This is a genomic window from Pleomorphomonas sp. JP5 (assembly GCF_023721815.1).
Classification (GTDB): Bacteria; Pseudomonadota; Alphaproteobacteria; order Rhizobiales; family Pleomorphomonadaceae; genus Pleomorphomonas.
Map to the genome: position 1 here is coordinate 159,202 of NZ_JAMDLI010000001.1, position 11,831 is coordinate 171,032.

11 protein-coding genes are annotated in these 11,831 nt (G+C 63.1%); 5 read left to right on the forward strand and 6 right to left on the reverse strand.

Features of this window, described 5'->3' with window-relative positions:
- The first annotated feature begins 38 nt into the window (after positions 1-38).
- From yajC to M4J40_RS00745, 5 genes are all read left to right on the forward strand, one after another.
- Positions 39-386 (forward strand): preprotein translocase subunit YajC, encoded by a 348-nt coding sequence (yajC, locus tag M4J40_RS00725; RefSeq protein ID WP_251751286.1) that lies wholly within the window; start codon positions 39-41, stop codon positions 384-386.
- 74 nt (positions 387-460) lie between these two features.
- A complete protein-coding gene (secD, locus tag M4J40_RS00730) occupies positions 461-2,071 on the forward strand; it encodes a protein translocase subunit SecD (RefSeq protein WP_251751288.1) in 1,611 nt (536 codons plus the stop codon).
- A 21-nt stretch (positions 2,072-2,092) separates the two neighbouring features.
- The gene (gene secF, locus M4J40_RS00735; RefSeq protein WP_251751290.1) at positions 2,093-3,046 is read left to right on the forward strand and encodes a protein translocase subunit SecF; all 954 of its coding nucleotides are present in this window, start codon (positions 2,093-2,095) and stop codon (positions 3,044-3,046) included.
- Between the two features lie 31 nt (positions 3,047-3,077).
- Positions 3,078-3,485 (forward strand): Mth938-like domain-containing protein, encoded by a 408-nt coding sequence (locus M4J40_RS00740; protein WP_251751291.1) that lies wholly within the window; start codon positions 3,078-3,080, stop codon positions 3,483-3,485.
- Positions 3,485-4,336 (forward strand): phytoene/squalene synthase family protein, encoded by an 852-nt coding sequence (locus tag M4J40_RS00745; RefSeq protein ID WP_251751293.1) that lies wholly within the window; start codon positions 3,485-3,487, stop codon positions 4,334-4,336. The genes M4J40_RS00740 and M4J40_RS00745 overlap by 1 nt, the downstream gene beginning before the upstream one ends.
- Here M4J40_RS00745 and M4J40_RS00750 read toward each other — a convergent pair.
- From M4J40_RS00750 to hyfB, 6 genes are read right to left on the reverse strand one after another with little or no spacing between them, the layout of a single operon-like run.
- Positions 4,333-4,854: an NADH-quinone oxidoreductase subunit B family protein gene (locus tag M4J40_RS00750; protein WP_251751295.1), complete on the reverse strand. Its 522-nt coding sequence runs from the start codon at positions 4,852-4,854 to the stop codon at positions 4,333-4,335. The genes M4J40_RS00745 and M4J40_RS00750 overlap by 4 nt on opposite strands.
- Positions 4,855-4,869: 15 nt before the next feature.
- On the reverse strand, positions 4,870-6,432 hold the full coding sequence (locus M4J40_RS00755) for an NADH-quinone oxidoreductase subunit C (RefSeq protein WP_251751296.1): 1,563 nt from the start codon (positions 6,430-6,432) through the stop codon (positions 4,870-4,872).
- Positions 6,433-6,436: 4 nt separating this feature from the next.
- On the reverse strand, positions 6,437-7,906 hold the full coding sequence (locus tag M4J40_RS00760) for a hydrogenase 4 subunit F (protein WP_251751297.1): 1,470 nt from the start codon (positions 7,904-7,906) through the stop codon (positions 6,437-6,439).
- Positions 7,903-8,565 (reverse strand): hydrogenase-4 component E, encoded by a 663-nt coding sequence (locus M4J40_RS00765; protein WP_251751299.1) that lies wholly within the window; start codon positions 8,563-8,565, stop codon positions 7,903-7,905. The genes M4J40_RS00760 and M4J40_RS00765 overlap by 4 nt, the downstream gene beginning before the upstream one ends.
- Entirely contained in the window at positions 8,565-9,518 is a 954-nt protein-coding gene (locus tag M4J40_RS00770) for a respiratory chain complex I subunit 1 family protein (protein WP_251751300.1), read from the reverse strand. The genes M4J40_RS00765 and M4J40_RS00770 overlap by 1 nt, the downstream gene beginning before the upstream one ends.
- Complete coding sequence (gene hyfB, locus M4J40_RS00775) at positions 9,509-11,527, reverse strand: hydrogenase 4 subunit B (protein WP_251751301.1); 2,019 nt, start codon at positions 11,525-11,527, stop codon at positions 9,509-9,511. Before hyfB ends, M4J40_RS00770 begins: the two co-directional genes overlap by 10 nt.
- Positions 11,528-11,831 lie beyond the last annotated feature (304 nt).

The following is an 11,831-nucleotide window of genomic DNA, read 5'->3' on the forward strand; positions in this document are numbered from 1 at the left end:
CGGCTCGCGGGCGGTGGCAGGCCAATGGAGTTGACCTGATGTTCGTGACCCCAGCTTTTGCTCAGGCGACCGGTGCCGCTCCCGGTGGCGCCGACTTCCTGATCCAGTTCGCACCGTTCATCCTGATTTTCGTCATCATGTATTTCCTGCTCATCCGGCCGCAGCAGCGCAAGGCCAAGGAGCACCGCGACATGCTGAAGAATCTGCGGCGCGGCGACGTCGTCGTGATGCAGGGTGGCCTGATCGGCAAGATCCTCAAGGTGGTCGATGACAGCGAACTGCTGCTGGATGTCGGCGACGGCGCGACCAAGGTTCAGGTCCGCGTTGCCGCCGGCCTCGTCCAGCAGCTTCGCAGCAAGGGCGAGCCGGTCAAGGAAGGCAACTGACCGATCGCTCGACACGACATGGACAGCGGGCAGCACGGTTGCCCGCTTTCGGCCAATAAGGTCCGAGGCAGCAAATGCTCTATTTTTCCCGCTGGAAGGTAACCACGATTCTTCTGACGATTTTCGTCGCCCTCGTGGTCCTAATTCCCAACTACCTGTCCTCGGACCAGATCAAGAATTACTGGCCCTCGTGGCTCCCGGGACGGCAAGTGGTGCTCGGCCTCGACCTGCAGGGCGGCGTCTACCTGCTCTATCAGGTCGACGTGAACGACTATAAGCAGAAGCGGCTCAAGGCGCTTGAGGGCGACATTCGTCAGGCCATGCGTGAAGATCCGCGCATCGGCTACACCGGTCTCGGCATTCAGGGCGATGTCGTCCAACTCAAGATTCGCGACGCCGACAAAGTGGACGAAGCCGCGAAGCGCCTGGGCAATCTGCTCAATCCGCTGTCGACCGGCGCTCTAGGTGGAGCCGCTGTCACCGAGTTTCAGTTCGATCAGGGCTCCGATGGCCTGATGCGCCTTGGGTTCTCGGAAACCGGGTTGGACAAGAGGCTAGGAACCGTCGTTCAGCAGTCGATCGAGGTCATTCGTCGACGCGTCGACCAGATGGGGGCCGTCGAGCCGTCCATCCAGCGGCAGGGTTCCGATCGCATTCTGGTCGAAGCCCCGGGCGAAAAGGATCCGGCGCGCCTCAAGAACATCATCGGTCGTACCGCCCAGATGACCTTCCATCTGGTCGACCTCAACGTGTCGGCCGACGAAGCCGCCAAGGGCAACCTGCCTCCTGGTGAGATCCTTCTCAAGCAGAAGGAAGGCGGCATGCCGATGGTGGTCGACGAGACGCCGTTGATGACCGGTGAGGACCTCACTGACGCGCAGACATCCTTCCAGAGCCAGACCAACGAGCCGGTGGTTTCTTTCCGCCTGTCGACGTCCGGCGCCCGTAAGTTCGCCCAGGTGACAACCGACAATGTCGGTCGGCTGTTTGCGATCGTGCTCGATGACGAGATCATTTCGGCGCCACGCATCAACGAGCCGATCACCCAAGGGTCCGGTCAGATTTCCGGCCACTTTACGGTTGAAACCGCCAACGACCTCGCCGTGTTGCTCAGGGCCGGTGCGTTGCCTGCCAAGCTGTCGGTCGCCGAGGAGCGCACGGTTGGTCCCGGACTCGGCGCCGACTCGATCGCTGCCGGCGAGCGCGCCGCGCTGATCGGTACTGTCGCCGTCGTCATCTTCATGCTGGCGTCCTACGGTCTGTTCGGAATCTTCGCCAACCTCGCCCTGGTGGTCAATCTGATCCTGATCATGGCGATCATTACGGTGCTGCAGGCAACACTGACGCTGCCTGGCATCGCCGGCATCGTGCTCACCATGGGCATGGCAGTGGACAGCAACGTGCTGATCTATGAACGTATCCGCGAGGAGCAAAGGCTCGGTCGGTCGCCGGTCTCGGCCATCGACGCTGGCTTCCGTCGCGCCTTCGGCACCATTCTGGATGCCAACATCACCACGCTGATCGCCGCCATCGTGCTGTTCCAGATGGGCTCCGGTCCCGTCAAGGGATTCGCCGTTACCCATGTGATCGGCATCGTGACGACCATGTTCACCGCCATTACCTTCACTCGACTGGTGGTGGCGACCTGGGTCCGCTATCGGCGGCCGTCTGTCGTTCCGCTCTGATCCGGACCCTGAGGCTCCATCATGCGCCTGCTTCGCTTGTTTCCCGACGACACCAAGATTCCATTCATGCGGTGGAGGAAGTGGAGCTTCCTCGCCTCCGGCATCGCGTCGGTTCTCTGCTTCGTGGTCCTCTACACCCACGGCATGAACACCGGCATCGATTTCCAGGGCGGCACGCTCATGGAGATCCAGACAAAGTCCGGGCCGGCTGATCTAGAAGGGATTCGCAGCCAGCTCAACGGGTTGGGGCTTGGCGAGGTCCAGGTCCAATCGTTCGGCGCCGATGATGACGTGCTGATCCGCATCGCCCGTCAGGAAGGCGGAGACGAGGCACAGGCTGCCGTCGTCACCAAGGTCCAGGCGTCTCTCGGCGACAGCGTCGACTATCGGCGTACCGAGATGGTCGGCCCGCGCGTTTCCGGCGAGCTGGCCCAGAACGGCATTCTCGGCATCATCTCGGCGCTGGGCCTCATCATGGTCTACGTCTGGTTCCGATTCGAGTGGCAGTATTCCCTCGGCGCAGTGATCGCGACGCTGCACGACGTCGTTCTGACCATCGGCTTCTTCGCTGTCACACAGGTCGAGTTCAACCTGTCGTCTATCGCTGCAATCCTGACCATCGTCGGCTACTCGTTGAACGACACGGTTGTGGTCTACGACCGAATCCGCGAGATGAGGCGCAAGTACAAGCGCCTCAACCTGGTTGTTCTGCTCGACCTCGCCATCAACCAGACGCTGACGCGCACCACCAACACCGCTCTGACCACGCTCATCGCGCTGGCCGCTCTCGTCATCTTCGGCGGTGAGGTGATTCGTTCCTTTACTGCGTCGATGCTGTTCGGCGTTCTGATCGGTACCTACTCGTCGATCTTCATTGCCGCGCCGGTTCTGATCTTCCTCGATCCGCAGTTGGCTGGAGACAAATCGACGAAAAAGGCCGAGGATGACGCCGAAGAGGCCGTCGAGCCGGCGTGATTTCGGACGCGTTTTCTCGGGAGCGCCGCCGATGAAGCTGTTCGGGCCGCGAGGCCGCGCACTGGAACGTCGCCAGCAGCACCTGCCGGAGCAGGTGCCGGTTGACGCTTACGGCAACGGTGGTTTCAGATTCGGCGGCATGTCCCACCGCGGATCGATCCTGATCCTGCCGTCGGGAGTTCATGGCTGGTCGGCGGTAGCGCCGGCCGATATCACCCTTGACAGCCTGGCTCAGGTTTTCGAGGAGGCAGCCGACCTCGATATGCTGCTCGTGGGCACCGGTCTGGATCTCGTGCCCGTTCCGCGCAATCTGGTGGAAGCCATGCGCGAGCACGGCGTCAAGCATGAAGCAATGTCGACCGGCGCCGCCGTTCGGCTGTTCAATGTCATGCTTGGCGAACGACGTCGGTTCGCGGCCGCGCTTCTGGCGGTCGACTGATGGTGGGGTCGGCACGCCTGGACGACGCCTATGGCTACTGCGAAGGGCTCGTTCGCGATCATGATCGAGACCGCTGGCTTGCCGACGGGCTTCTCCCCGACGACAAACGCCGTCATGCCTTCGCCATCCACGCCTTTTCCTACGAGGCCGCGCGCATCCGCGAGAGCATCCACGAGGCGATGCCCGGCGAGATTCGCTTGCAGTGGTGGGTGGATGCCATCGAGGGAGAGGCGCGGGGTGACGTGGCCGGCCATCCTGTCGCAGCCGCCCTCATCGACACCATTCACCGCTTCTCGCTGCGACGATCGGGCTTCGTCAATCTTCTGGAGGCGCGACGATTCGATCTCTACGACGATGCCATGCCGACGCTGAATGATCTCGAAGGCTATGCCGGGGAAACGTCGTCGGTTTTGTTTCTTGAAGTGGCGCAGGTGCTCTGCGACGGCGCTGATCCGAAGGGGGCCGACGCCGCCGGCCATGCCGGCGTCGCCTACGCCATGACCGGACTGATGCGCGCCTTGCCGATCCATGCGCGCCGCAACCAAGTTTACGTTCCAGCCGATCTCCTGAAAGCGGCAGGAATCGAACCGGATGATGTGCGCCACGGTCGTAAGGCCGATGAACTGGTTGGTGTTGTGGCCAACCTCAGGGACAGCGCCACCGGTCACCTCGAGAAGGCGCTTTCCGCCTTCGCCGAGATCGATCCAAGAGCAAGGCCGGCTTTTCTGCCGCTCGCCTTCGTCCGACCCTATCTTGCCACGCTCGCCAAGACACCAGTTTACGGTCCGGTAGCTGAAATCGCCGCTTGGCGTAAACCGCTAATCCTCTGGTGGTTTGGCAGACGGCTTTAGCTTCGAGCGCTTGCCTCGATAAGGTCTATCAACCCCTTCAGCATGTCGATTGGCTCGGGTGGACACCCCGGAATGACGAGGTCGACCGGGATGACGTCGGAGACGGCGCCGATCACCGCATAGCTTTTGCCGAACACCCCACAACCGGTGGCGCAGTCGCCCACCGCCACCACCCATTTGGGTGCGGGCGTTGCGGCATAGGTGCGTTCGAGGCCTTCTCGCATATTGGCCGTCACGGGGCCGGTCACCATCAGCACGTCGGCGTGGCGGGGCGAGGCGACGAAGCGCAAGCCAAATCGTTCGACGTCGTAGTAGCTGTTGTTGAGGGCATGAATCTCCAGCTCGCAGCCGTTGCAAGAGCCGGCATCCACTTCGCGGATGGACAGGCTGCGGCCGAGGCGCGCCATCGCGGAGACTCCGAGCCGCTCTGCCAGAGCGTCGACTTCGGCGTCGTTGACTGTCGGTGTTCCTTCGGTCACGGGGCGCCGAAAAAGCCCTTCGAGCAACATTCTACGCATGGTCGAGAGTCCGTCTCAAAGGTCGTGGCCGGAATAGGAACAGTTGAAGGACTTGTTGCAGATGGGAAAGTCGGCAACGATATTGCCTTCGATCGCGGCCTCCAGAAGCGGCCACTGGAAGGCTGAGGGGTCGCGAACGGCACCTCGCAATACCCGCCCGCTCTCGTCCATCCTGAGCCATACCAACACATCGCCACGGAAGCCCTCGATCAAGGCCAGCCCTTCCGTCGCTGTGTCGTGGGGCTCGTTGGCAAGGCCGCCGGCCTGGGGCACCCTTCGTTCGCGTAGCGCCGGTGCCAGCGGGTAGGAGATCGGCCCCGGCGGCAAGCGGTCGATGATCTGCTCGATCAGTTCGAGGCTTTCATAGACCTCGTCGATGCGTACCCAGATCCGGGCATCGACATCGCCAGCATCCCGAACAGCCATCTTGAAGTCGAGGTCGCCATAAGGGGGGTAACCCGGTGTCTTGCGAGCGTCGAATGGCCGCCCCGAGGCGCGGCCGATTGGCCCTCCGGCGCCGAAGCGGCGGGCGAGTCCGGTGGCAAGATGGCCCGTGGAGACGGTTCGATTCTGCAGCGAGGCCGTATTGTCGTAGAGCTCGACCAGGCGGGGAAAACGCTGACGAATATGAGCGGTCAGCGTCTTGATGGGCAGAACATCATGAAGATCGTCGGTGACGCCGCCAGGGATGATGCGGTCCATCATCAACCTATGGCCGAAAGCCGTCTTCGCGGTCCGCAGAACGTCCTCGCGAAGGATGCCGCAATGGGCGAGCATCAGGGCGAAAGCCGCATCGTTGCATATGCCGCCGATGTCGCCGAGATGGTTTGCAAGCCGTTCGAGCTCTGCCATCAGGGCGCGAAGCCAGATCGCCCTCTGGGGGACGCCGACGCCGAGGGCTGCCTCGGCCGCCCGCGCGAACGCCAGGGAGTAAGCCACGGTGCTGTCACCGGAGACGCGAGCGACCACCTTGGCCGCTGCCTCGAGCGTCGTGTCCGTGAGCAGTCCTTCAATGCCCTTGTGGACGTAGCCCAACCGCTCCTCGAGGCGAACGATGATCTCCCCATTGGCCGAAAAGCGGAAATGACCTGGCTCGATGATGCCTGCGTGCACCGGGCCTACGGCGATCTGATGCAGCGGCGGTCCCTCGGCCTTGAGGAAAGCGTAAGGGGAGCCATTGGCCGGGATCTGGGACATTGACCCCAGCGGGCTGCGGACGCCCCAGCGGTCATGATCGAGCCAGCGGCGGTCATCCGGCATGCCATCTGCAGTGAGCCCGTAAAGATCGACGATCGACCGTTCGAGGCGCTGAGCCGGTGGGTGGGTGAGGCCAACCGACGGAAAGCGGCCATCGGGCGCTGCGAGGGTCAGCACTGTCAGAGCACCGTCCTGATCGTCGAGCAGCGCCATGTGAACGGCACCGGGTTCGGCCCAGAGGCCGGAAAGAGTGGCGTTTCCGGCGGCGACAGCCAGCGTCGCCTGTCGCCAGGTGTCGACATCGACGGTGATGCGGGGCCAGGGCTTCTGCTCTTCGATGGTCAGAGCGGTGTTCAGAAGGGCAGTGCGGAGCGTACTCATGGTCTCACCCCAGCATTCTGGCGACGTTTTGGAACCAAGCGACAACTGGCCCCGGTAGATAGAGGCCGGCGATCAGGACCAAAACGAGGTGAATGATGAGCGGCAGCATCGACGGTCTCCGACCGGTATGCTCGACGCTTGGCGACGGTTTGCCGAAGGCCACGCCGGTCAGTCGCCAGATGAGGGCGCCAAAGGCGAGAAGCAGACCAATGACCAGCGGTATGGCAAGCAAAGGCTCGCGCGCGAATGTCGAGCTCACCAGCAGAAACTCGCTTGTGAAGATGCCCATGGGCGGCAGGCCGGCGATGGCGGCGACACCGACGACTAGGCTCCAGCCCAGCGTCGGATGGCTCTCCGTGAGGCCTCGGATATCGGCGATCTTCTGCGTGCCCTTGACCTGCGCCACCTGGCCGACGGCGAAGAAGATCGCCGATTTGGTCAGTGAATGCATGGTCATGTGCAAGAGACCGGCGAAGTTGGCGAGCGGTCCGCCCATGCCGAAGGCAAAGGCGATCAATCCCATGTGCTCGATGGAGGAGTAGGCGAACAGCCGCTTGATGTCACGCCGGAGGTACAGCATGAAGGCCGCGAAGATCAGCGACACGAGGCCAAGCGTCACCAGGAGCGGCCCCGGCGCCACGGCGAAGGGGTTGGCGGCAAGCAGCATCTTGAAGCGCAAGAGCGCGTAGAGAGCCACGTTGAGGAGCAGGCCGGAGAGGACTGCGGAGATGGGCGTCGGGCCCTCGGCGTGGGCGTCGGGCAGCCAGGCGTGCAATGGCGCGAGGCCGACCTTCGTCCCATAACCGAGCATGAGGAACACGAAGGCGACGTTCAGGAGCTCAGGGCTGAAAGCGGCGGCGTTGGCGATCAGCGTCGTCCATACCATGGCGTCATGGCCCTCGCCGATGACCGGACGGGCTGCCATGTAGATCAGGATGGTGCCGAACAGGGCCAGCGCAATGCCGACCGACCCAAGGATGAAGTATTTCCAGGCCGCTTCCAGTGCCGCCTGCGTTCGGTAGAGGCCGACCATCAGTACGGTGGTCAGCGTGGCGAGTTCCACCGCCACCCACATCAGGCCGATGTTGTTGGCCGTCAGCCCGAGATTCATCGAGAAGGACAGCGCCTGATACATGCCATGGTAGAAGCGGATATAGCCCGGCTTCAGGCGGCCGATCTCGATCTCGTGGCCGATATAGCTCGCCGAGAAGATCGAGGTGGTAAAGCCGACGAAGGTGCCGAGCACGACGAAGACGACATTGAGATCGTCGACGAACAGGAAGCTCACCGCCGGATCGGGGCGTTCGACGAGGAGCGTCAATGCGCACAGGAAGGTGAGGCCGGATGCCAGCATGTTGATGCGGGCGCCGAGCTTGTACTGCGGAATCAGCGCAAGGAGCAGGGCAGCGATGCCTGGAACCACCAGCACGGCATCGATGGGAGCAAATGGGAGCTGATGGAGAAAGGCGGTCATTCCCGGCCCTCCCGGAAGTCATCGAGGGCCTGGGTGTCGATGGTGTCGAAGCGCTCGCGGATGCGGAACAGGAAGACGCCGATGACGATGAAGGCGACCAGCACGGAAAAGGCGACCGATATTTCGACCACCAACGGCATGCCGCGTGCGCCGGTCGCGGCGAGAACCAGACCGTTTTCAAGGCTCATGAAGCCGACCACCTGGCTGATGGCGTTCTGGCGCGTCACCATCATCAGGAGGCCGAGCAGGATGACCGACAGGGCGAGCGCGAGATCCTCGCGGGCGATCGGGTCGGCCTCGGCGGCGGCGGGCAGCATGACGACCATCGACAGCGCCACAAGGCCCATGCCCATCAGCATTGTCGGGCCGATACCGCCAACCGTCTCGATATCGCGATGGACGCCGAGACGCAGCACCATGTGATGCAGCGCCACCGGAATGATGATCGCCTTCAGGATCAGTGCGATGGCGGCGGTCACGAAGAGATGCGGCGCCGCTTGGACGTAGGCTTGCCAGGCAACCGACAGCGACAGAACCACGGCGTGCGCGGCGAACACGTTGAGAAGGCCGAGGATACGATTCTGGTAGAGCATCATGAAGCTCACCAGCACCATGCCTCCGGCGAGCAGATGCGCGGCATCGAGTGAGAAGCGTTCCATCAGAAGCTCCTCGAGACGAACAGCAACAGCGTACCCAGCAGGCCGAGCATCAATGCCCCGCCGACGAACTCCGGCACGCGGAATACCCGCATCTTGGCGATCGCCGTTTCGAAAACCACCATCAGGAACCCACCGACGGCGAGCTTGCCAACCCAGGTGACCGCGCCGATGGCCATTTCAACCAGACCATCGCCCTGGCGAGCCATGCCCCAGGGCGCAAAAATACAGGCGATCAGCGAGATGTAGAGCAGCAGCTTCAGTGCGGATGCGAGCTCGATCACCGCGAGGTGCCGCCCCGAGTACTCCAGCACCATGGCCTCATGCACCATGGTCAGTTCGAGATGCGTCGCCGGATTGTCGACCGGCACTCGGGCGTTCTCGGTCAGTGCGACGATGATCAGGCCAATCAGCGCCAGACCAAGCGAGACTCGCAGAGTGCTGTGGTCGACCATGAAAGCCGCCACCGTCGACAGCTGGGTCGAACCGGCGACCAAAGCCACCGTGAACACGATCATGATCATCGCCGGCTCGGCCAGCGTCGAGAACAGCATCTCCCGGCTTGATCCTATGCCGCCGAAGGAGGTGCCGATATCCATGCCGGCCAGCGCCAGGAAGAAGCGGGCCGAACCGAGCAGCGCGGTAATGGCGATGAGGTCGGCCGCCCATGAGAAGTGCAGCCCGGCGGCGAAAGTCGGGACAAGCGCCGCGGCGACCCAGGTGGTGGCGAAGATCAGGTAGGGCGCGTTGCGAAACAGCCAGGAGGCGTTGTCGGCCAGTACGGCCTCCTTGCGCACGAGACGCAGAAGGTCGCGATAGGGTTGCAGGATCGAGGGGCCCTTTCGCCGGAGAAGGCGCGCCTTCACCTTGCGGGTGAAGCCGACGAGCCCGGGGGCAAGCGCCAGCACGAGCACCATCTGGATGCCCTGGACGAGGATGGCGAGGATCAGGCCCATGTTGCCACCAGCACGAGAAGAAGGACCAGCGCCGCGAATACGAGGCTGAGATAGCTGCGAATGGTCAGGAACTGCAGAATGTTGAGGCGTTCGGCAGCGTAGAGAACGGCCCCTTCGAGGGGGGCGTAGATAAACTCCCAGACCAGATCACGGAGCGACAGCGTCAGCCGCGCCGGCGTCATGTCTCCGGGGAGGGGCATCGTCTGGTCGATCTTGGCCCGGAAGGCGAGCGGACCGAACACACGACGGATCGGCTGAGCGAAGCTGTCGGCTGTGTATTGAGTTGCCGGCGAGGGATCTGGAAAGCCGCAGTCCCAGGGGGGCGCTCGGCGTACGGCTCGCGAGGCGAAGTTGTGGATGACACGAATCGCCGCCCAACTTGCCATAAGGATGAAGAAGAACACCAGGAAGCCGGAATAGGAGCTGCGGCTCTCGGAAATCGGAATGATCGAGAAGTGTGGCAGGATGGGCTGCTTGGGCATGGCTCCGCCGACAAGCGACTGCGACACCGGCGACAGGGCATCGAGAAACGGTCCGGGAAAGACGCCGGCCACAAGGCAAAGAGCCATCAGTGCGTACATCGCACGGATTTGCCAGCGGCTGGCCTCTTGCGCCGTCTCGGCGGCCGGCGAACGCGGGCGGCTCAGGAACGTAATGCCGAAGGCCCGCACGAAGCAGGCGGCCGCGAGGGCCGCTGCAAGCGCCAGCATGGCGCCTGAGGCCGGCACCAGGAAGCGCAAAGCCCACTGCGGCAGATCTGGGCTGAGCAGGATCGCCTGCAGGATCAGCCACTCGGACACGAAACCGTTGAGTGGGGGCAGGGCGGAAATGGCGAGGCAGCCACCAAGAAACAGATAGGCCGTTTCAGGCATGCGGTGAACCAGGCCACCCAGCTTCTCGATATCGCGTTCGCCGGAGCCGGTCAGCACGTTGCCGGCCCCAAAGAACAACAGGCTCTTGAACAGTGAATGGTTGAAGGCGTGAAAGATCGAGGCCGTGACGGCAAGGGCCGCCGCACCGGCCATGTCGTTGGTCTTGAAGGCCAGCGCCAGTCCGAGGCCGATGAAGACGATGCCTACGTTTTCGACCGTCGAGTAGGCGAGGAGGCGCTTGAGATCGCGTTGCAAGACGGCATGCAGAACGCCGAGCACGGCTGACCCCGCGCCCAGCGTCAGTACGGTCACTGCCCACCACCACGCTGGCTCGCCGGCCAGATCGAAAACGACGCGGATGAAGGCATACACGGCGACCTTCGTCATGACGCCCGACATCAGCGCAGATACATGGCTCGGTGCTGCCGGATGGGCGAGTGGCAACCAGACGTGCAAGGGCGCGAGGCCAGCCTTGGAGCCTGCGCCCAGCAGCATCAGCACCAGCACGAGCCCGGAGATCCAGGGAATATGTTCGAAGCTGCGAATGGCCGAGAAGGCATAGTCGCCGTTCGGTCCGGCCAGCAGGCCGAAGGCAAGCAACAGCATCAGCGTGCCGAACGATGCCATGAGCAGGTAGACGTAGCCGGCACGCCTGTTTTCGGGGTCGTGATGATGCGCCATGACCAGCGCCCAGGAGCTGAGCGACATGAACTCCCAGGCGACCAGAAAGCCGAAGGCGTCGGCCGAGAGAACCACAAGGTTCATGCCTGCGAGAAAAGCCGGATAGAAGGGCAGCACCCGCCCTGGCTCCTCTTCGTGGGCACCGTAGCCGATGGCATAGAACGAGGCGATCATGGCGCCGAAATCGACGATGATCAGGAAAGCGGCGCTGAGCGGATCGAGCACGAAATGCGCGCCGATCCATGGCAGGCCGATTGGCAGTTGGACGGAGCCCTGGAAGGCGCTGCCACCGAGAAGGGCCGAAAGGCCACAAAGAAGCAATACGGCGGCGAGAACGAAGCTCGCTCCGTAGACGATGGAGGTCGCCCAAGCCTTTCGCCGGGCGACGAGGATCGGCGCAACCACGGCGACGCCGGCAAGACCGGCGACACTCAGAAGGGCCGCTGCGATCGGCATTGTCACTTTCGTTCCCCGAACGGGTTTCGAACCGCTTCCGGCGGCCCGTGAGATCAACGTATGGCGACGCTTGCGCATCGGCCCGTTGAGAAGCGCCTGTCGACGCCGGCGAACCCGCTCCCACTGGTGCGGGGCCCGCATTCCCGGCACGAACAACATCGGCACCGGACGAAGCGGCTGTCTTTCTAGACTCAAAGGATGCCTAGACCATACCGGGTCGCCGACGCCGCGGAAATTGTTTGTTGGTATTCAATCAATTCAGTTGGGTCGACGCCGCCGCGCTGTTGCACGGATGCCGCGGCGT

Bases quoted from the DNA above. Each gene is read 5' to 3' on its own strand.
- M4J40_RS00750 (WP_251751295.1), bottom strand. From the start codon at position 4,854: ATGCGTAGAATGTTGCTCGAAGGGCTTTTTCGGCGCCCCGTGACCGAA.
- M4J40_RS00770 (WP_251751300.1), bottom strand. From the start codon at position 9,518: ATGGGCCTGATCCTCGCCATCCTCGTCCAGGGCATCCAGATGGTGCTC.
- M4J40_RS00765 (WP_251751299.1), bottom strand. From the start codon at position 8,565: ATGGAACGCTTCTCACTCGATGCCGCGCATCTGCTCGCCGGAGGCATG.
- M4J40_RS00760 (WP_251751297.1), bottom strand. From the start codon at position 7,906: ATGACCGCCTTTCTCCATCAGCTCCCATTTGCTCCCATCGATGCCGTG.
- M4J40_RS00755 (WP_251751296.1), bottom strand. From the start codon at position 6,432: ATGAGTACGCTCCGCACTGCCCTTCTGAACACCGCTCTGACCATCGAA.
- M4J40_RS00740 (WP_251751291.1), top strand. From the start codon at position 3,078: ATGAAGCTGTTCGGGCCGCGAGGCCGCGCACTGGAACGTCGCCAGCAG.
- yajC (WP_251751286.1), top strand. From the start codon at position 39: ATGTTCGTGACCCCAGCTTTTGCTCAGGCGACCGGTGCCGCTCCCGGT.
- M4J40_RS00745 (WP_251751293.1), top strand. From the start codon at position 3,485: ATGGTGGGGTCGGCACGCCTGGACGACGCCTATGGCTACTGCGAAGGG.
- secD (WP_251751288.1), top strand. From the start codon at position 461: ATGCTCTATTTTTCCCGCTGGAAGGTAACCACGATTCTTCTGACGATT.
- hyfB (WP_251751301.1), bottom strand. From the start codon at position 11,527: ATGCCGATCGCAGCGGCCCTTCTGAGTGTCGCCGGTCTTGCCGGCGTC.
- secF (WP_251751290.1), top strand. From the start codon at position 2,093: ATGCGCCTGCTTCGCTTGTTTCCCGACGACACCAAGATTCCATTCATG.